The organism is Curvibacter fontanus, assembly GCF_054780335.1.
The window spans coordinates 60,977-78,565 of record NZ_BAAGWN010000001.1 but is presented as its reverse complement, the minus strand read 5'-3'; the positions used below and the strand labels follow the sequence as shown (position 1 = coordinate 78,565).

18 protein-coding genes and 1 pseudogene are annotated in these 17,589 nt (G+C 68.6%); 15 read left to right on the top strand and 4 right to left on the bottom strand.

The window, feature by feature from the left end; all coding sequences use genetic code 11:
- Nucleotides 1–35: 35 nt before the first annotated feature.
- The gene (locus ACYVH8_RS00370; RefSeq protein ID WP_460486891.1) at nucleotides 36–575 is read right to left on the bottom strand and encodes a TRAP transporter small permease subunit; all 540 of its coding nucleotides are present in this window, start codon (nucleotides 573–575) and stop codon (nucleotides 36–38) included.
- A 211-nt stretch (nucleotides 576–786) separates the two neighbouring features.
- Between ACYVH8_RS00370 and senA the strand changes: the two genes are divergently transcribed.
- Nucleotides 787–2,067 (top strand): selenoneine synthase SenA, encoded by a 1,281-nt coding sequence (gene senA / locus ACYVH8_RS00365; RefSeq protein ID WP_460486890.1) that lies wholly within the window; start codon nucleotides 787–789, stop codon nucleotides 2,065–2,067.
- Between the two features lie 50 nt (nucleotides 2,068–2,117).
- Here senA and ACYVH8_RS00360 read toward each other — a convergent pair whose 3' ends face one another.
- The gene (locus ACYVH8_RS00360) at nucleotides 2,118–3,251 is read right to left on the bottom strand and encodes a substrate-binding domain-containing protein (protein WP_460486889.1); all 1,134 of its coding nucleotides are present in this window, start codon (nucleotides 3,249–3,251) and stop codon (nucleotides 2,118–2,120) included.
- Nucleotides 3,252–3,312: 61 nt separating this feature from the next.
- On the opposite strand from ACYVH8_RS00360, the pseudogene ACYVH8_RS00355 reads away from it, so the two are divergent.
- The 5 genes and pseudogenes from ACYVH8_RS00355 to ACYVH8_RS00335 form a co-directional block, all read left to right on the top strand.
- Nucleotides 3,313–4,020 (top strand): annotated as a pseudogene (locus ACYVH8_RS00355) (ABC transporter permease); the annotation flags it as partial.
- Between the two features lie 187 nt (nucleotides 4,021–4,207).
- Nucleotides 4,208–4,924, top strand: a complete 717-nt coding sequence (locus ACYVH8_RS00350; protein WP_460486915.1) for an ABC transporter ATP-binding protein — start codon at nucleotides 4,208–4,210, stop codon at nucleotides 4,922–4,924.
- Entirely contained in the window at nucleotides 4,921–5,736 is an 816-nt protein-coding gene (locus tag ACYVH8_RS00345; RefSeq protein WP_460486914.1) for an ABC transporter substrate-binding protein, read from the top strand. The genes ACYVH8_RS00350 and ACYVH8_RS00345 overlap by 4 nt, the downstream gene beginning before the upstream one ends.
- 15 nt (nucleotides 5,737–5,751) lie before the next feature.
- Nucleotides 5,752–6,558, top strand: a complete 807-nt coding sequence (locus ACYVH8_RS00340) for a molybdate ABC transporter substrate-binding protein (RefSeq protein ID WP_460486888.1) — start codon at nucleotides 5,752–5,754, stop codon at nucleotides 6,556–6,558.
- Nucleotides 6,555–6,758, top strand: coding sequence for a hypothetical protein (locus tag ACYVH8_RS00335; RefSeq protein WP_460486887.1), 204 nt, complete (start codon nucleotides 6,555–6,557; stop codon nucleotides 6,756–6,758). The genes ACYVH8_RS00340 and ACYVH8_RS00335 overlap by 4 nt, the downstream gene beginning before the upstream one ends.
- On the opposite strand, the gene ACYVH8_RS00330 is transcribed toward ACYVH8_RS00335, so the two are convergent.
- Nucleotides 6,755–7,660, bottom strand: a complete 906-nt coding sequence (locus ACYVH8_RS00330) for a LysR family transcriptional regulator (protein ID WP_460486886.1) — start codon at nucleotides 7,658–7,660, stop codon at nucleotides 6,755–6,757. The genes ACYVH8_RS00335 and ACYVH8_RS00330 overlap by 4 nt on opposite strands.
- A gap of 122 nt (nucleotides 7,661–7,782) precedes the next feature.
- Here ACYVH8_RS00330 and ACYVH8_RS00325 point away from each other — a divergent pair, with 122 nt between their 5' ends.
- The 9 genes from ACYVH8_RS00325 to chrA all read left to right on the top strand — a co-directional run bounded on the left by ACYVH8_RS00325 (nucleotide 7,783) and on the right by chrA (nucleotide 16,747).
- Entirely contained in the window at nucleotides 7,783–8,208 is a 426-nt protein-coding gene (locus ACYVH8_RS00325; RefSeq protein ID WP_460486885.1) for a GlcG/HbpS family heme-binding protein, read from the top strand.
- Between the two features lie 20 nt (nucleotides 8,209–8,228).
- Nucleotides 8,229–9,227 (top strand): amidohydrolase family protein, encoded by a 999-nt coding sequence (locus ACYVH8_RS00320; RefSeq protein WP_460486884.1) that lies wholly within the window; start codon nucleotides 8,229–8,231, stop codon nucleotides 9,225–9,227.
- 179 nt (nucleotides 9,228–9,406) lie between these two features.
- A complete protein-coding gene (locus ACYVH8_RS00315) occupies nucleotides 9,407–10,309 on the top strand; it encodes a VOC family protein (RefSeq protein ID WP_460486883.1) in 903 nt (300 codons plus the stop codon).
- Nucleotides 10,310–10,344: 35 nt separating this feature from the next.
- On the top strand, nucleotides 10,345–11,205 hold the full coding sequence (locus ACYVH8_RS00310; protein ID WP_460486882.1) for a fumarylacetoacetate hydrolase family protein: 861 nt from the start codon (nucleotides 10,345–10,347) through the stop codon (nucleotides 11,203–11,205).
- 2 nt (nucleotides 11,206–11,207) lie between these two features.
- Nucleotides 11,208–12,755, top strand: coding sequence for a bifunctional 3-(3-hydroxy-phenyl)propionate/3-hydroxycinnamic acid hydroxylase (locus ACYVH8_RS00305; RefSeq protein ID WP_460486881.1), 1,548 nt, complete (start codon nucleotides 11,208–11,210; stop codon nucleotides 12,753–12,755).
- Nucleotides 12,756–12,798: 43 nt separating this feature from the next.
- Nucleotides 12,799–13,770, top strand: coding sequence for a Bug family tripartite tricarboxylate transporter substrate binding protein (locus tag ACYVH8_RS00300; RefSeq protein WP_460486880.1), 972 nt, complete (start codon nucleotides 12,799–12,801; stop codon nucleotides 13,768–13,770).
- Between the two features lie 89 nt (nucleotides 13,771–13,859).
- Nucleotides 13,860–14,018, top strand: a complete 159-nt coding sequence (locus ACYVH8_RS00295) for a hypothetical protein (protein ID WP_460486879.1) — start codon at nucleotides 13,860–13,862, stop codon at nucleotides 14,016–14,018.
- Nucleotides 14,015–15,157 carry a GGDEF domain-containing protein gene (locus tag ACYVH8_RS00290; protein ID WP_460486878.1) on the top strand — a complete coding sequence of 381 codons (1,143 nt, stop codon included), beginning with the start codon at nucleotides 14,015–14,017 and terminating at the stop codon, nucleotides 15,155–15,157. The genes ACYVH8_RS00295 and ACYVH8_RS00290 overlap by 4 nt, the downstream gene beginning before the upstream one ends.
- A gap of 228 nt (nucleotides 15,158–15,385) precedes the next feature.
- Nucleotides 15,386–16,747 carry a chromate efflux transporter gene (gene chrA, locus ACYVH8_RS00285; protein ID WP_460486877.1) on the top strand — a complete coding sequence of 454 codons (1,362 nt, stop codon included), beginning with the start codon at nucleotides 15,386–15,388 and terminating at the stop codon, nucleotides 16,745–16,747.
- A 37-nt stretch (nucleotides 16,748–16,784) separates the two neighbouring features.
- On the opposite strand, the gene ACYVH8_RS00280 is transcribed toward chrA, so the two are convergent.
- Complete coding sequence (locus ACYVH8_RS00280) at nucleotides 16,785–17,543, bottom strand: TOBE domain-containing protein (RefSeq protein WP_460486876.1); 759 nt, start codon at nucleotides 17,541–17,543, stop codon at nucleotides 16,785–16,787.
- Nucleotides 17,544–17,589: the final 46 nt, after the last annotated feature.

Below are 17,589 nucleotides of genomic sequence, written 5' to 3'. Positions count from 1 at the left end.
CCTGAAGTCTTTGTGTGAGGGGCGGCAGATGGTGCTTATTGCACCGGCTTTTCGTAGTGGGTGTCCATCTCGATCAGGCCCATGAGGTAGGCCACGCGCTTGATGATCTCGCTCAGACCCTGCAGGAACATCCAGCCGAAGCCCAGCGGCAGCAGCAGCATGGCGGGCCAGCGGATCAGGCCGCCGGCGTTCTGGGACATCTCGCCCGTCATGTACATTTTGACGAACAAGGGCCAGCTGAACCAGGTCAGCAGCGCCATGACCGGCAGCAGGAAGACGGTGAGGCCGAACAGGTCCACGAAGACCGGGCCGTGGTTCTTGAGCTTGCCGTAGAAGATGTCCACGCGCACGTGCTCGTTGAGCTTGAGCACGATGGGCGCGCCCAGCATCACGGTGGCGGCGAACATGTACCACTGGATTTCAAGCCAACCGTTGGAGCTGATGTCCAGGCCGTAGCGCACGAAGGCGTTGCCGGCGGAAATCAAGGCGGCGGCGAGGACGCCGACGGCGGCGATCTTGCCGAACTTGTCGCTGATCCAGTCGATGAACTGGCTGAATTTCAGAAGGACATGCATGCTCTCTCCAGGAGGGGTGATCCGGTTTTGCCCGGTGGCCGGTCGCGCGGCAGGGCGCAGGCCGGCTCAAGCGAGCAAATCGGACGATTTTAACGGACTGCCGGCGCAATTCCAGGGGGTGTAAACGCCTAAGTAGTTCTGCCGACCTGCGCCTGTGGCAGTCAGGTCACCGTCAGGTCGACAGCGGACCCGGCCCGGGGAATAATGGGCCATGGCCTTCGAACTTCCCGTGCCTTCCTACTCGCGGCTGGATGCAGCCGATCTGCGCAGCGCCGGGCGTGATCTGCTGAGCCTGGCGCTGATGGACGCGCGCAACCACACCCTGTTCCTGATCGGGCAGTACGAGTCGGCCTTGCGCACCCAGGGCCTGCAGGTGCCCCTGCAGCCCGGGCTCAATCCCCCGCTGTGGGAGCTGGGCCATGTGGGCTGGTTTCAGGAGCGCTGGATCGGGCGCAACCTGCAGCGCCACCAGGGCCCGCGCGCCGACCCGCAGGCCACGCCCCTGGCCTCGCTGCTGCCCCAGGCCGACTTCTGGTGGGATTCCAGCCGCATGCCGCACGACCGGCGCTGGGCCCTGGAGCTGCCCCCGCTGGCCGACCTCAAGTCCTACCTGCTCACCACGCTGGAATCCACGCTGGAGCTGCTGGCCAAGACCCCGGACGAGGACGACGCCCTCTACTTCTACCGCCTGGTGCTTTTCCACGAGGACATGCACGGCGAGGCCTTCGTCTACATGGCCCAGACCCTGGGCCTGCGCCTGCAGCTGCCCCTGCCGGCGCCTGCGCTGGCGCGCGAGCCCCTGTGCCTGCCCGCGATGCGCTGGCGCCTGGGCCTGGACGCGGGCCAGGGCTACACCTTCGACAACGAGCGCCCGGCGCACGAGGTGGCCGTGCCCGAGTTCGAGATCGACGCCCAGCCCGTGAGCTGGACGCAGTACGTCGAATTCGTCGCCGACGGCGGCTACGACCGTCCCGAACTCTGGCTGCCGGCCGGCTGGGACTGGCTGCAGCAGCAGGTGCAGCGCGAGGGCCGGCGCGCCCCCCGCCATGTCGAGCAGATCGGCGTGGCGCGTCCGGGCGTGAAGGGGGGCGGCCAGGGCGGCGTGCTGCAGCGCTGGTTCGGCCAGACCGTGCGCCTGGGCGGCTGGTCGCCCGTGATGCACGTGAGCTGGTGGGAGGCCGACGCCTGGTGCCGCTGGGCCGGCCGGCGCCTGCCCACCGAGGTCGAGTGGGAAGTGGCGGCGCACCAGGGGGCCGCGCGCGGTTTCCGCTGGGGTGATGTGTGGGAATGGACCGCCGGCACCTTTTACGGTTACCCCGGTTTCAGCGCCGACCCCTACCGCGACTACTCCGAGCCCTGGTTCGGCACCCACAAGGTGCTGCGCGGCGCCTCGCTGGCCACGCGCCAGCGCATGAAGTCGCCCAAGTACCGCAACTACTACCTGCCCGGGCGCGACGACTTCTTCAGCGGCTTCCGCTCCTGCGCCCTCTAAGAGCCCGCTCACGGTCTCGCAGGGGTCCCCTGCGAGGCCGTGAGCGGGCTCTACGTCTTGCGCGCGGCCGGACTGGCCGGTTTGTCCTTGGGCCTGCGGTAGTTCCACCAGGGCAGCAGGCGGCTCATGGCCAGCACCGCGCCCATGCGCCCGGCCGCCTGGTAACCCGGCAGCAGCTGCAGCTGCTGCAACCAGTCCTCATCCTGCAGCACCGTACACAGGGCCTGCACGGCCGGCTCGTCCAGCGCCGACTTCAGGCACACCAGGTGGTAATCCTCCTGCACCAGGGGCACGAAGTCCAGGCCGCGCGCACGCGCGGCCGCCTCGATCCCCAGGCCTGCGTCGGCCTGGCCAGCGGCAATGGCCTGGGCCACGGCCGCGTGCGAAGGCTCGGTGTGGCGGTAGCCCTTGATGCGGCCGGGTGTGATGCGCTGCTGCTTCAACATCTCGTCGAGCAGCACGCGTGTGCCCGTGCCCAGGGCGCGGTTCACGAAACGCGCGCCGCCGCCGGCCAGCTGCTGCAGGCTGTGCAGCTTGAGCGGGTTGCCGCGCGCCACCATCAGGCCCTGGCTGCGCCGCGCAAAGCCGATGATCTTGTGCAGGCCGGGCTTGAGCAGGGGTTTGTAGGTCTTTTCGGCCAGCGAGCCCGCGCCGGGCTGCTGCGCCGTGTGAAAGCCCGCCATCACGCAGCGCCCCTCGTTGAGCGCGCGCAGCGCGTCCACGCTGCCCATGAAACGCACGTCCAGGTGCAGCTGGTGCTGGCTGGCGGCATGCGTGCGCAAGGCGCTCAAGGCGTCATCGTGGCTGGCGTAGAGCGTGAGCACGTGCACCGAGTCGTCGAAGGCCAGGGCGTAGGCGCGCTCCAGGTCGGCGCGCAGCGACTCGATCTGCGGTGAGAGGCGGGCCTGCGCCTGCCGTTCGGCCCACAGCAGCTTGTGGCCGAACTCGCTCAGGCGCGCGGCCTGGCCCTTCTCCCAGATCAGCAGCTCGTTGCCCAGCTCGTTCTCCCAGCGCTTGAGCTCGCCCCAGACGTGGCGGTAGGACAGGCCCAGCAGCCGCGCGGCGGCCGAGATCGAGCCGCTCTCCTGCACCGCGTGCAACAGGTCCAGCAGGGGGTTGCGGATCAGGCCGGTCTGCGGCTGCGCCTGCGGGACGAATGTGTAGTGGAACTGCAACCTATGCACGGTGATTCATATGGTGGGGTTTTGGACTCATCCGTACGATACCCGAGAAGCATTCCGATCCATGTCCACGTTCACCGAAAGCGCGAGCACAGCGCTGCAACTCATCCGCACCCTCGATCCCGCCCTGCTGACCATCGTCGGCCGTTCGCTGGCGGTCAGCGCGACGGCCTGCGCCATGGCCTGCGTCCTGGGCCTGGTGCTCGGCGCCTGGCTGGGCGTGGCGCGCTTCCCCGGGCGCGACGCCCTGCTCACCCTGCTCAACACCCTGCTGGCCGTGCCCTCGGTGGTGGTGGGCCTGGTGGTCTATCTGCTGCTCTCGCGTTCGGGGCCGCTGGGTCACCTGGGCTGGCTCTTCAACTTCCAGGCCATGGTGCTGGCCCAGGTCATCCTGGTGCTGCCCGTGGCCATGGCCCTGACGCGCCAGGTCATCGAGGACGCCGAAACCCAGCACGGCGAGCAGTTGCGCTCCCTGGGCGCGGGCACCGGCCTGCGCGGCCTGCTGCTGGCCTGGGACGAGCGCTACGCCCTGCTGACCATGCTCATGGCCTCCTTCGGGCGAGCCATCTCCGAGGTCGGCGCCGTGATGATCGTCGGCGGCAACATCGACGGCTTCACGCGGGTCATGACCACCGCCATCGCCCTGGAAACCAGCAAGGGCGACCTGCCCCTGGCCCTGGCCCTGGGGCTGATCCTGCTGGGCGTGGTGCTGGGCCTCAACACCCTGATCGCGCTGGTGCGCCGCTGGCGCGAGCGGCTGGAAGGTCAGGCACGTGCGGTGCGTCTTGTTCCCTCTCCCTCTNTGGCCCTGGCCCTGGGGCTGATCCTGCTGGGCGTGGTGCTGGGCCTCAACACCCTGATCGCGCTGGTGCGCCGCTGGCGCGAGCGGCTGGAAGGTCAGGCACGTGCGGTGCGTCTTGTTCCCTCTCCCACGGGGAGAGGGAGAAAGAAGCGGCTGCATGAACGCGGTGGTTTTTTCTCTGCGCTCGGCCGGCCTGTCATATGGCAGGCTGAGTGCCTTGCGCGACGTCAGCCTGAGCATCCAGCCCGGCGAATCCGTGGCCCTGGTCGGCGCCAATGGCAGCGGCAAGAGCACCTTGCTGCGGGTCTTGCACGGCCTGCTGCGGCCCACGGCCGGCAGCTGTGTGGCCGACGCAGGCCTGCGCCAGGCCATGCTCTTTCAACGTCCTTTCATGCTGCGCACCAGCGCGCAGAACAATGTGGCCCTGGCCCTGTGGCTGCGCGGCACACCCTGGCGCGAGGCCCGGGCCCTGGCCCTGGCCGCCATCGAGCGTGTGGGCCTGCAGCACCAGGCCGGCCAGAGCGCGCGCACGCTCTCGGGCGGGCAGCAGCAGCGCCTGGCGCTGGCGCGCGCCTGGGCCCTGCGGCCCGAGGTGCTGCTGCTGGACGAACCCACGGCCAGCCTGGACCCGCACGCCAAGCGCGAGGTCGAGCAGCTCATGGCCGAATTCGCCGCCGGCACGGCCGGACGGCCGATGACCGTCGTCTTCGCCAGCCACAACCTGGGCCAGGTCAAGCGCCTGGCCACGCGCGTCATCTACCTGGAGTTCGGCCAGGTGCTGGCCGACCTGCCGGTGCAGGAATTTTTCGATGCAGTACGCCTGCAGTCCGTCTCACCATCCGCAGCCATGTTCGTCAAAGGAGAACTCGCATGAACCGTTACACCTTCCTCTTCCGCCAGGCCGCCCTGGGCCTCACTCTGGCGGTGGTCACGTTGGCCGCTTCGGCGCAGCAGACCATCGTCATGTCCTCGACCACCTCCACCGAGCAGTCGGGCCTGTTCTCTTACCTGCTGCCCGCCTTCAAGGCGGCCAGCGGCATCGACATCAAGGTCGTGGCCCTGGGCACCGGTCAGGCCCTGGACATGGCGCGCCGTGGTGATGCCGACGTGGTCTTCGTGCACGACCAGGCGGCCGAGGAAAAGTTTGTCGCCGAAGGCTGGGGCCTCAAGCGCCAGGCGGTCATGTACAACGACTTCGTGCTGATCGGCCCCAAGGCCGACCCGCTGGCCACCAAGGGCAGCGACATCGTCGCGGCGCTCAAGAAGCTGGCCGCCGCCAATGGCGACTTCATCTCGCGTGGCGACAAGAGCGGCACGCACGCGGCCGAACTGCGCTACTGGAAGCTGGCCGGCCTGGAGGCCAAGGGCAGCGGCTACAAGGAATGCGGCTGCGGCATGGGCCCGGCGCTCAATATCGCCGCCTCCAGCGGCGCCTATGTGCTGGCCGACCGCGGCACCTGGCTCAACTTCAAGAACCGCGCCGACCTGACCATCCTGGTCGAAGGCGACAAGCGCCTCTTCAATCAGTACGGCGTGATGGTGGTCAACCCCGCCAGGCACCCGCAGGTCAAGCTGGCCCAGGCGCAGAAGTTCGTGGACTGGGTGGTCTCGCCCGCCGGCCAGAGCGCCATCGCTGCCTACAAGATCGGCGGCGAACAGCTCTTCTTCCCGAACGCGGGCCAGTAAACCGGGCCGTGCGGCATGAAGCGCATCAGCTGGCTGTTCGGCGCCCTGGTGCTCGCAGCTTGCGCCATGAACGATAAGGCGGCCGTGCCCGCCGCGCCGGTTCCGGTCTACGCGGCGGGCAGCCTGCGCGAGGCGCTCACCGCCATCGCCGCCGACTTCGAGGCCCGCAGCGGCCACAAGGTCGCGCTCACCTTCGGCGCCTCCGGCCTGCTGCGCGAGCGCATCGAGAAGGGCGAGGGCGCGCAGGTTTTTGCCTCGGCGGATACCGATCACCCTCAGCGCCTGGCCGCGCGCGGGGGCTGGCTGGCCCCCCAGGTTTTTACGCGCAACAGCCTGTGCGCGCTCACGGCCGCGCACATCGCGGCCAGGCCCCCCACGCTGCTGGCCACGATGTTGCGCACCGACGTGCGCGTGGGTACTTCCACCCCCAAGGCCGACCCTTCGGGCGACTACGCCTGGCTGCTGTTCCGCAAGGCCGAGGCCGTGCAGGCCGGGGCCTATGCCGCGCTCGACGCCAAGGCGCTCATGCTCACGGGTGGCGCCGACTCGCCCAAACCGCCGGCCGGCCGCGGCACCTATGCCTGGGTCATGGACCGGGGCCAGGCCGATGTCTTCCTGACCTACTGCACCAACGCCGTGTCCGCACAGCAGGAGGTGCCGCGCCTGAAGATCGTGCAGGTTCCGCCCGAGCTGCAGGTGGGTGCGGCCTACGGCCTCACCTTGCGCGGCGATGCGCCGCCGGCGGCACGCGCCTTTGTGGCCCATCTGCTCTCGGCCGAAGGCCAGGCGGTGCTGCAACGCTACGGCTTCGGCGCGCCATGAAAACCCTGCTCTTCCTGTTCTGCTGTTGGGCCGGCGCCGCGCAGGCGGCCGAGCCCGTGCTGCTGCAGATGGGTGGTTTGGTGCAGCACAAGCTCGCGCTCACGGCGCAGGATCTGCGGTCCCTGCAGGATCTGCGCCCCGGACCGCGCCATGTGCGCTGGCTGACCTCGGTCGAGGTCCTGCTGGCTCCGAGCCGTTAGTCCTGCCGGAACAGCGCATGCACCAGCTTGCGCAGCCAGGTGTGGGCCGGATCTTTCTGGAAGCGCTGGTGCCAGAACAGGTGCACGTCGATCACCGGTGACTTCATGGGCGTGTCGACGTAGCGCACCTCCCCGTGCTGCACGAAGAACGCCGCCAGGTCGCGCGGCACGGTGGCGATCAGGTCCGAGGTCTCGACGATGGGCAGCAGGCTCATGAAGTGCGAGAGCTCCACCACCACGCGCCGCTGCATGCCCCTGGCCTGCAGGAACTGCTCGAACACGTGTTCGCGGCCGTCGGGCTTGACCACCGCGTGCGAGGCCTTGAGGAACTGCGCCAGCGTGAGCTTGCCCTTGCCCAATGGATGCCCCTTGCGCAGCAGGCACACGTGCGAACTGCGGATCAGGCGCTGCTGGTAGAAGCCCGCCTTGTGCAGGTCGGGGAAATAACCGATGGCCAGCTCGGCCGCGCCCGATTCCAGCGCCGAGGCTGCGGCATGGCGCGGCATGGCCAGGGTCTTGAGATTGACCTGCGGCGCCTGCTCGGCCAGACGGGCCAGCAGGCGCGGCAGGAAGTTCATCTCGGCGATGTCGGGCGTCAGCAGGGTGTAGACGCGCTGGCTGCTGGCCGGATCGAAGACCGTGGGCTGCAGCACCTCGGTCTGGATGGTCAGCACCAGGGGCCGGATCACCGCGCCCAGGCTCTCGGCGCGCGGGGTGGGGTTCATCAGGGCGCCGGCGCGCACGAACAGCGGGTCGTTGAAGAGCACGCGCAGCCGCGCCACCGCCGCGCTCATGGCCGGCTGGCTCAGGCCCAGAGCCTCGCCGGCGCGCGTCACGTTGAGGTGCTGCAGCATGGCGTCGAACACCACGAACAGGTTCAGGTCGACCGATCGTATATCCATGCCGTGGATTCTATGTATTTATGGAATCGACTAGATCAATGATGGGGCTCTCCCTAGACTCGCCTTCATCACTGAATTGATCCGCGTCAAGACGCGGTCCGACCCACGAGGAGACAGACAAGGTGCAGACACTCACGCTCGCCCAGGCGCAGCAGATCCTGGCCGGCGCCCTGGCCCATTCCAAGGCCGCCGGCTACAAGCCCATGGGCGTTGTCGTGCTCGACGAGGCGGGCCACCTCAAGGCCTATGCCCGCGAGGACGGTGCCAGCATGTTCCGCTTCGAGGTGGCCCAGGCCAAGGCCTGGGGCGCCGTGGGCATGGGCGCCTCCAGCCGCCTGCTGGGCCAGCGCGCCAAGGACAACCCCAACTTCTTCGTCTCCCTGGCCGCCACGGCCGGCGGCAAGTTCCTGCCGCAGACCGGCGCGGTGCTCATCAAGAACGCCGCCGGTGAAACGCTGGGCGCTGCGGGTGCCAGTGGTGGCACGGGGGATGAAGACGAAGCCATCTGCATCGCCGGTATCCAGTCGGCCGGTCTGGTTGCGGGTTGAGCATGCCTTGCAACTGCGGCGTGGATGTCCACGCCCATGTCATCCCCGGTGAATTCCCCGCCTGGCTGGGTGGCGCCACGCCCAGCGGCTGGCCCTCCATGGCGCCCGCGCAGGACTGCCATCACCGCAGCGTGATGATAGCCGGCAAGAACTACCGCACCGTCTCCGACAAGAGCTGGACCACCTCGCGCCGCCTCGCTGATTTCGAAGCCATGGGCCTGGAATTGCAGGCCATCTCGCCCATGCCCGAGCTGCTGTCCTACTGGCTGGCACCGGTTGCGGGCGCCCAGCTGGTGCGTTACCTCAACGAGCAGATCGCCGGCATGGTGGCCGAGTCCGGCGGCAAGCTCATCGGCCTGGGCGCCGTGCCCCTGCAGGACCTGGATCGGGCCATCACCGAACTGCACTACCTCAAGGACAAGCTGGGCCTGAAGGGTGTGGAGATCGGCAGCAATATCAACGGCGTGGTCATGGGTGATGCGCGTTGGCTGCCCTTCTTCGAAGCCTGCGCCGCGCTGGACCTGCCGGTCTTCGTGCACGCGCTGCGCCCGGCCGGCATGGACCGCCTGGTCGGCCCGCCGCCCCTGCAGCAGGTGCTGGCCTATCCGACCGACGTGGGCCTGGCCGCGGCCTCCGTGCTCACGGGCAATCTGCTGGCCCGTGTGCCCGGCCTGCGCCTGGCCTTCAGCCACGGCGGCGGCACGCTGGCCATGCTGCTGCCGCGCCTGCAGCAGGCCATGAGCGTTTTCCCCGCGCTCAAAGACAGTGTCTTGAAGTCGCCGGTAGAGCAGGCGCATGAACTCTATTACGACACCCTGGTCTTCGACACGCCCACGCTGCAACACCTGGTGCGCACCTTCGGTGCTTCGCAGCTTTTGGTGGGCACCGATTACCCCTTCAACTTCCACGATGCCCGTCCACTGGAGCGCATCCGTGCCGCCGGCTTCGACGAGACCACCGTTGACCAACTGACGCAGGCCAATGCCCGTCGCTTTCTGGGACTGTCTCCCACTGTATGAAAGCTTTCATAAATCATGACCGTCAAACCGCATCCGTTCGCCCTGAGCCTGTCGAAGGGCTCTTCGTCCTGGCTCAGGACAGGCTTCGACCCTTCGACAAGCTCAGGACAGGCTTCGACAAGCTCAGCCCGAACGGGGTATGTCTTGGGTTTTGAAAACATCAGTGAAGGAATCTCCGCATGACCCATGCCTCCACACGCGTGGCCGCACTGCGCAGCGTGGCCCTGAATGTGCCCGACCTGCAAGAGGCCGAAAAGTTCTACACGCAGACCTGGCACCTCAGCGTGGCCGTGCGCACGACGGACGCCATTTATCTGCGCGGCACCGGCGCCGACCACCACCTGCTGGCCCTGCACCAGGCCCCTGGCCCGGCACGCATCCGCAACGTCACGCTGCGCGCGCGCAGCCGTGCGGCGCTGGAGGACGTGGCGCAGGCGGTGGTCGCTGCGGGCGGCCGTGTGCTTGAAGCCATTGCCCCCGTGCAGGAGCCGGGTGGCGGCACGGCCGTCACCGTGGCCGATCCCGACGGCCGCATCTTCCGCCTGGTGCATGGCGACGCCGTGCATCCTGATGCGCACGAAGCCGAGGACCGCCCCCTGCGCCTGGCGCACGCCGTTCTCAACAGCCACGACGTGGAAGCCACCCGCGCCTTCATGGAGCAGGTCTTCGACTTCTCGCTCTCGGACCGCACGCGCATCATGGCCTTCATGCGCTGCAACAGCGACCACCACAGCATCGCCCTGGGGGACACCGACAACGACGCGCTGAACCACATCGCCTTCCTCATGCCCGACCTCGAATCCGTCATGCGCGGTGGCGGCCGCATGCGCGACGCGGGTTACGGCATCGAGTGGGGCCCCGGGCGTCACGGCCCGGGCGACAACGCCTTCAACTACTTCGTCGGTCCCTTTGATGTGGTCATCGAGTACACGGCCGAGGTCGAGCAGGTGGACGACAGCTACCAGGCCGGCCAACCCTCGGACTGGACCTGGCCGCCCGGCCGTGTGGACCAGTGGGGCATCTCACAGCCGCCCAGCGCGCGCCTCAAGCAGGCGCAAAAAGCCATCGTTTTCGTTTCCTGATTTTTGTTTTCTGATTTTTTTAGCCAGGAGTTTTCATGCGTTTCACCACTTACATCCAGGGCCAAGAACAGCGTCTTGGCGTGGTCGTCGGCAAGGAGGTCATCGACCTCAACCAGGCCCAGCCCCAGATCAGCGCCGACCTGCGCACCGCGCTGCGCCTGGGCCAGGACCTGACCGGCGCCGCCCAGACCGCCATCGCATCCCATGCGCCGCGCCTGCCCCTGGCCAGCCTGCAGCTGGCCCCGGTGCTGCCCGAGCCCGGCAAGATCGTCTGCCTGGGTCTGAACTACTACGACCACGCCAAGGAAGGCGGGCGCGAGAAGCCGGTCTACCCCTGGTTCTTCCTGCGCTGCGCCTCCTCGCTGCTCGCGCCCGATGCCAGGGCCCTGCGCCCCAAGGTCTCCGAGCGCCTGGACTGGGAAGCCGAGCTGGCCGTGGTGATCGGCAAGACCGTGAAGCACTGCACTCTGGACAACGCGCTCGAAGCGGTGTTCGGCTACTCCGTCTTCAACGACATCTCGGTGCGCGATTACCAGAAGAAGACGCCGCAGTGGAGCATCGGCAAGAACTTCGACCGCACCGGCCCCTTCGGCCCCGTGCTGGTCACCGCCGACGAGCTGCCCCCGGGCGCCACCGACCTGCGCATCCAGGCCCGCCTGAACGGGCAGACCATGCAGGACGCCAACACGCGCGACATGATCTGGGGCGTGGCCGAGACCATCACCCTGCTCACCGAGTGCATGACGCTGGAGCCCGGTGACGTCATCGTCATGGGCACACCCGCCGGCGTGGGCCAGGCGCGCACGCCCCCGGTGTGGATGAAACACGGCGACGTGGTCGAGATCGAGATCGAGAGCATCGGTGTCCTGCGCAACACCATCGAGAACGAGGTCTGAGCATGGGGAGCGTGAAAGCGGCGACGCTTTTTGATGTCGCCATCGTCGGCTTCGGCCCCTCGGGCGCGGTGGCGGCGGGCCTGCTGGGCGCGCAGGGCATCCGCACCTATGTGTGCGACAAGTCGCGCGAGGTCTACGACAAACCCCGCGCCATCGCGATGGACCACGAGATCATCCGTCTCTTCCAGCAGATGGGCGTGGCCAGGAAGATCAAGCCTTTTGTCGAGCCCTTCACCGACTCGGTCTTCTACGGTGTGGACGGCCAGATCATCAAGCGCATGTCCACCGTGGCGCCGCCTTATCCGCTGGGCCACACGCCTTCGGTCGTGTTCACCCAGCCGCCGGCCGAGCGCATCCTGCGCGAGCACGCCTTGTCCTTCCCCTCGGTCACCGTGGCCCTGGGCCAGACGCTGACGCAGATCACGCAGGACGCCGACCAGGCAACGCTCACCTTGCAGGGGGAGGACGGCCCCGCCTCCACGGTGCAGGCGCGTTACGTCATCGCCTGCGACGGCGCCTCCAGCACCGTGCGCGGCCAGGTCGGCATCACGCTGGAAGACCTGGATTTCGACGAACCCTGGCTGGTGGTGGACGTGCTGGTCAACGAAAAGGGCCTGGCCAAGCTGCCGACCACCAGCGTGCAGTACTGCAAGCCGGAGCGTCCCAGCACCTACCTGATCTGCCCAGGCAAGCATCGTCGCTGGGAAATCTCTCTTCAGCCCGGCGAAGACCCGAAGCAGGTGGCCACACCCGAAGGCACCTGGAAGCTGCTGGCCCCCTGGCTCACGCCGGCCGATGCCACGCTCTGGCGTCAGGCCAGTTACCGTTTCCACGCCCTGGTGGCTGCCGAGTGGCGCAAGGGCCGTGTCTTCGTGGCCGGTGACGCGGCTCACCAGCAGCCGCCCTTCCTGGGTCAGGGCATGTGCCAGGGCCTGCGTGACGTGGCCAACCTCTGCTGGAAGCTGCAGGCTGTGCTGCATGCCGGCGCGCCCGAACGCCTGCTCGACAGCTACGGTCACGAGCGCAAGGCCCACGTGATCGACCTCACCACCCGCATCAAGGCCATCGGCCAGATCATCGGCGAGCGTGACCCCGCACGTGCCCGCGCGCGTGACGCCAGGCTGCTGGCCGAATGCGGCGGTGTCGTGCAGCCCACGCCGCGGCAGGAGGTGCAGCCCGCGCTGCGCGCCGGCCTGCTGGCCGCGCAGCAGCACCCTGCGCGCGGCAGCATCTTTCCGCAGCCCTGGCTGCAGCAGGCCGCCGGCGAACCGAAGCGCATGGACGATGTGCTGGGCAGCGGCTGGCTGCTGGTGCTCGATCGCCATGCCGATGCCGCCCTGCGGCAGCAGGCGCGCGTGCAGGCGCGGCCCGGCCTCACCGTGGTCCAGCTCGGCACCCCCGGCTGCACCGAGACCGAAGGCGTGCTGGCGCGCTGGTTCGAACGCCAGGGCTGCAGCGCCGCCCTGGTGCGGCCCGATCACTACGTCTACGGCGTGGCGTCCGACGCACAGCAGCTGTCGGCCCAGCTTGCGGCGCTCGCAGCTTTCTGAGAAAACCAGAGTTCGACAACGACAAACCAACGAGGAGACAGACATGCAACGCAGAAACCTCATCCAGGCCGGCCTGCTGGCCACGGCCGTTCCCGCCGCCTGGGCCCAGGGCGGCGCCTGGCCCGACAAGCCGGTCAAGTTCATCCTCTCGCAGCCCCCGGGCTCGGGCCCCGACAACGTGGCCCGCCTGCTGGGTGACCGCCTGGCCAAGGGCCTGGGCCAGGCCATCGTCATCGAGAACAAACCCGGCGGCCAGAACATCATCGGCGCACAGGCCGCCGCGCGCTCGCCGGCCGACGGCTACAGCTTCTACTTCGCCACCACCGCGGCGCTGGTCACGAACAAGTACCTGTTCAGGACCATGCCCTACGACCCCGAGAAGGACTTCGTGCCCGTGGCCTTCATCGCCAAGAGCCCCTTTGCCGTGGTCGTGAAGGCCGAGTCGCCCATCACCTCCATGCAGGACCTGATCGCCCGCTCCAGGGCCGAACCCGGCAAGCTGTCGGTCGCCAATGAAGGACCGCGCACTTTCGGCGGCATCATCGCCCGCGTCATCAATGCGCGCACCCGGATGCAGGGCAACCTGGTGGGTTATGCCTCGGTGGGCGTGGCCGTGCAGAACCTGATCGGCGGGCACGCCGACGTGGCCGTGGCCGACGTGGCCTCCACCGCCGCCCTGGCGCGCCAGGGCCGTCTGCGCTACCTCGCCGTCACCGCGGGCAAGCGCGTGGCCGGCTGGGATCAGGTGCCGGCCCTGTCCGAGCTGCTGCCCGGCTTCGAGATGGTGGGCTGGTTCGCCGTGGTGGCGCCGGTGGGCACGCCGGCGGCCATCGTCCAGCGCATGAACAAGGAGATCAACACCCTGCTGGGTGACGCCGATGTGGCGCAGCGCATGGCCACCATCGGGCCCATCGCCGAGTCCATGGGGGCGCCCGAGCAGACCGGCGCCTTCCTCAATCTGGAGCACCAGCGCTGGACCAGCGCCGCGCAGGAAATCGGCCTGCTGCCGGAATGAAGCGAAGGCTGCGCGCTCGGAAGCCTTCGAGGATCTTGCCGCGCCGGGCGCGGCGGACGGCGACTTTCGACACAGGCTACAGTGCCGGCATGCATCTGCGCATCCACGACGAAACCACCCTCGATGTGCCGGCCATAACAGCCCTCATCGAGGCCGCCTTCCTGCATGCCCCGCACAGCTGTCAAACGGCGCAGCACATCGTCAACGCCCAGCGCCGCGCCGCGCGTCTCCTTACCATCCCGGCATGAAGGAAAAAAGCACAGCGCATCCCGGTGGGCCGGCGTCTGCCAGCCCGCGGCTGTCGGTGGCGCTGCTGCAGGCCGAGAACCGGCGCCTGCGCGAGCAGCTTGACGGCCTGATGGCCGAGGCCCGCCTCAACCAGGACAAGCTGCGCCGCTTCGACCGGCTCGAGCGCAAGGTGATCGCCGCGTCCTCGCTGGCCGAGCTGCTGCAGACCCTGCTGGTGGACTACCCCGCGCTGTTCGAACTCGACTGCGTCACCCTGGCCCTGGTGGACGCGCGGTACGAGGCCGCGCGCATCCTGGGCGAGGGCGGCGCGGCCCAGCCCGCCCAGTTGCTCTTCCTGCACGACGAACAGCCCCTGCAGCAGCTTTACGCCGCCGGCGCCCGCCCCCTGCTGGGCGCGCCCAGGGCGGCGCTGGACTTTCTGTTCGAAGGGCAGGGCGCGCCGGCCTCCGTGGCCCTGCTGCCCCTGGTGCACCGCGGCGCTTTCATCGGCAGCCTCAACCTGGGCAGCCGCGACGCGACACGTTTTGCCGCCGGCAGCAGCACCGACTTTCTGGAGCGCCTGGCCGCGCTGGCCGCCGTCTGCCTGGACAGCGCCCTGGCCACCGAGCGCCTCAGGCTCGCCGGCCTGACCGACGGCCTCACCGGTGTGCACAACCGCCGTTATTTCGAATCGCGTTGCCTGGAGGAAGTGCAGGCTGCACGCCGCAGCAAGCTGCCCCTGGTCTGCCTGCTGCTGGACGTGGACCACTTCAAGCGCATCAACGACACGCACGGCCACCCGGCCGGCGACGCCGTGCTGCGCTACGTGGCCCGCCTGATCCGCGCGCAGCTGCGCGGCAGCGACGTGGTGGCGCGCTACGGCGGGGAAGAGTTCGTGCTGCTGCTGCCCGCCACACCGCTGCCCGCCGCGCTGGAGATTGCCGAGCGCATCCGCCGTGTCATTGCGGCGCAGAGCATGCCGGTGCAGGTGGCCGAGCCGCTGCGCATCACGGTCTCCATCGGCGCCGCGCTGCTGCAGCCGGAGGGCGAGGGGGACGCCGCCGTGCTGGCCGCGGCCCTGGTGCAGCGCGCCGACCAGGCGCTCTACGCCGCCAAGCAGGGCGGGCGCAACCGCGTGCTGGCTGCCGGGCAGCCTTGAGGATGCTCGACACAGTTCCCGTCATGGTTCATGAAAGTCTCGGCAGGCTGAAGAACCCGGATTTTTCCAAGGAGCGGGCATGAGCGACACCGTGCGTTCTGTGGCGCTGGTGTTCTGATACGCTCGGTCGCAAGCAACAACGGGGACGAGGCAGCCTCCCCGCATCAAGACGCCAGCGTCCAAGGCCTGCGCCTGTCTTGGGTTTAAATACCCTGAAGAGGAGAGCCCATGGAAGTTCAAAACGCGTCGGTTCCCGGTTCCCGGCAAGACGCCCCCCCGCCGGTCTCATTCTGGGAAGCCTTTCTGTTCTGGCTCAAGCTGGGGTTCATCAGCTTCGGTGGCCCCGCCGGGCAGATTTCCATCATGCACCAGGAACTGGTGGAGCGCCGGCGCTGGATATCCGAGCGGCGTTTCCTGCACGCGCTGAACTACTGCATGGTCCTGCCGGGGCCCGAAGCGCAGCAGCTCGCCACCTACATCGGCTGGATGATGCACCGCACCCGCGGCGGCATCGTGGCGGGTGTCCTGTTCGTTCTGCCCTCGCTGTTCATCCTGATCGCGCTGTCCTGGGTCTACATCGCCTTCGGTGAACAGCCCGTCGTCGCCGGGCTGTTCTATGGCATCAAGCCGGCCGTCACCGCGATCGTGGTGCACGCCGCCCACCGCATCGGCTCGCGGGCCCTCAAGAACGGCGCCCTGTGGGCCATCGCCGCCGCGTCCTTCGTGGCCATCTTCGCGTTGGACGTTCCCTTCCCGGCCATCGTGGCGGCCGCCGCGCTGACCGGTTATGCCGGCGGGCGCATCGCCCCGGAGAAGTTCAAGACCGGGGGCGGCCACGGCCAGGCCGGCGCATCCTACGGCGCCGCGCTGATCGACGACCACACACCGACGCCGGAGCACGCCCGCTTCCGCTGGTCACGCCTGTGGCAGGTGGCCGCCATCGGCGCCCTGCTGTGGCTCATCCCCATGGGCTTGCTCGGCGCCTGTTATGGCTGGGACCACACCCTGACCCAGATGGGCTGGTTCTTCACCAAGGCTGCGCTGCTGACCTTTGGCGGCGCCTACGCGGTGCTGCCCTATGTGTACCAGGGCGCGGTGGGCCACTACGGCTGGCTCACACCCGCGCAGATGATCGACGGCCTGGCCCTGGGCGAGACCACGCCGGGCCCGCTGATCATGGTGGTGGCCTTCGTCGGTTTTGTCGGCGGCTACGTCAAGGCCGTGTTCGGCCCCGAGAGCCTGTTCCTGGCCGGCGCCGTGGCCGCCAGCCTGGTGACCTGGTTCACCTTTTTGCCGTCCTTCATCTTCATCCTGGCGGGTGGCCCGCTGGTGGAGTCCACCCACGACGACCTGAAGTTCACCGCCCCGCTGACCGCCATCACGGCGGCCGTGGTCGGCGTGATCCTCAATCTGGCGCTGTTCTTCGGTTACCACGTGCTCTGGCCCGATGGTCTGCAAGGGCGTTTCGACGGAGTTTCCGCCCTCATCGCGCTGGGAGCCGCCGTGGCCCTGTTCCGTTTCAAGCGCAACGTGATCCACGTGATCGCGGCCTGTGCGCTGATCGGGCTGCTCGTGACCTGGTTGTTGTGAGTTGGTGCGCGATGTGATCGCGGCCCCGGGCCCGGCCTCAGCCGGTCGCCGCGATCACCACACCGGCTTCGTTCACCGCCGCCATGGCGCTGTGCCCCGGCTTCAGGCCGTGGCCAGCCGCTGCAAACCCCACCAGCTGCACACCGCTGCCCAGGCGCAGGCTCACTTCGCCGCCGGCGGCCGCGCGTGAGGCGCGGGTCACCACGCCCTGCAGCACATTGCGGGTGGAGGAGGGCGCGATGCGCTGCGCCACCTGCATGGCCGTGGCCTTGCACAGGGCCAGCACTGGCAGGCCGGCCCGCAGGCCCAGCAACTGCACGCTTTCGCGTGTGATGCGGGCATGGACCGCACCCCCATCGGCCAGCAGCAGCTGCACGCGCACCAGTCCCTGCAGCGGCTTGATCGTGCCTACGGTGCAGGGGAACTGGTTGCGCATGCTGGTGCGCAGGGACAGGGCGGCGCGCCCCGGGGTGCTGGCCTCGCCGGTGCCCAGCCGCGCCAGCACCTGCCGCCGCGCGCGGGCCAGTTCTTCGGCCGCCAGCAGCACGCGTTGGCCGGCCGGTGTCAGCACCGCGCCGCCGCCGCCGCTGCCGCCCACGGCCTTTTCCACCAGGGGCGTGCCGGCCAGGTTGGCCAGGGTCTCCAGCGCCTGCCAGGCCGCCTTGTAGCTCACACCCGCGCCGCGCGCCGCTTCCGAGATGGAGCCCGCCGCACCGATGCGGCGCAGGATGTCGATGCGCTTGTCGCCGGCCTCGAAGCCCAGCACCTCGGCCAGCGGCAGTGCCTTCTTGCTCATGGGGTTCTGGCGCTATTCATGGATTGAATAGCGTAGCAGATTCCAT

Coding starts and splice junctions, on each gene's coding strand:
- ACYVH8_RS00370 (WP_460486891.1), bottom strand. CDS start 575: ATGCATGTCCTTCTGAAATTCAGCCAGTTCATCGACTGGATCAGCGAC.
- senA (WP_460486890.1), top strand. CDS start 787: ATGGCCTTCGAACTTCCCGTGCCTTCCTACTCGCGGCTGGATGCAGCC.
- ACYVH8_RS00350 (WP_460486915.1), top strand. CDS start 4,208: ATGAACGCGGTGGTTTTTTCTCTGCGCTCGGCCGGCCTGTCATATGGC.
- ACYVH8_RS00345 (WP_460486914.1), top strand. CDS start 4,921: ATGAACCGTTACACCTTCCTCTTCCGCCAGGCCGCCCTGGGCCTCACT.
- ACYVH8_RS00340 (WP_460486888.1), top strand. CDS start 5,752: ATGAAGCGCATCAGCTGGCTGTTCGGCGCCCTGGTGCTCGCAGCTTGC.
- ACYVH8_RS00335 (WP_460486887.1), top strand. CDS start 6,555: ATGAAAACCCTGCTCTTCCTGTTCTGCTGTTGGGCCGGCGCCGCGCAG.
- ACYVH8_RS00330 (WP_460486886.1), bottom strand. CDS start 7,660: ATGGATATACGATCGGTCGACCTGAACCTGTTCGTGGTGTTCGACGCC.
- ACYVH8_RS00315 (WP_460486883.1), top strand. CDS start 9,407: ATGACCCATGCCTCCACACGCGTGGCCGCACTGCGCAGCGTGGCCCTG.
- ACYVH8_RS00310 (WP_460486882.1), top strand. CDS start 10,345: ATGCGTTTCACCACTTACATCCAGGGCCAAGAACAGCGTCTTGGCGTG.
- ACYVH8_RS00305 (WP_460486881.1), top strand. CDS start 11,208: ATGGGGAGCGTGAAAGCGGCGACGCTTTTTGATGTCGCCATCGTCGGC.
- ACYVH8_RS00300 (WP_460486880.1), top strand. CDS start 12,799: ATGCAACGCAGAAACCTCATCCAGGCCGGCCTGCTGGCCACGGCCGTT.
- ACYVH8_RS00295 (WP_460486879.1), top strand. CDS start 13,860: ATGCATCTGCGCATCCACGACGAAACCACCCTCGATGTGCCGGCCATA.
- ACYVH8_RS00290 (WP_460486878.1), top strand. CDS start 14,015: ATGAAGGAAAAAAGCACAGCGCATCCCGGTGGGCCGGCGTCTGCCAGC.
- chrA (WP_460486877.1), top strand. CDS start 15,386: ATGGAAGTTCAAAACGCGTCGGTTCCCGGTTCCCGGCAAGACGCCCCC.
- ACYVH8_RS00280 (WP_460486876.1), bottom strand. CDS start 17,543: ATGAGCAAGAAGGCACTGCCGCTGGCCGAGGTGCTGGGCTTCGAGGCC.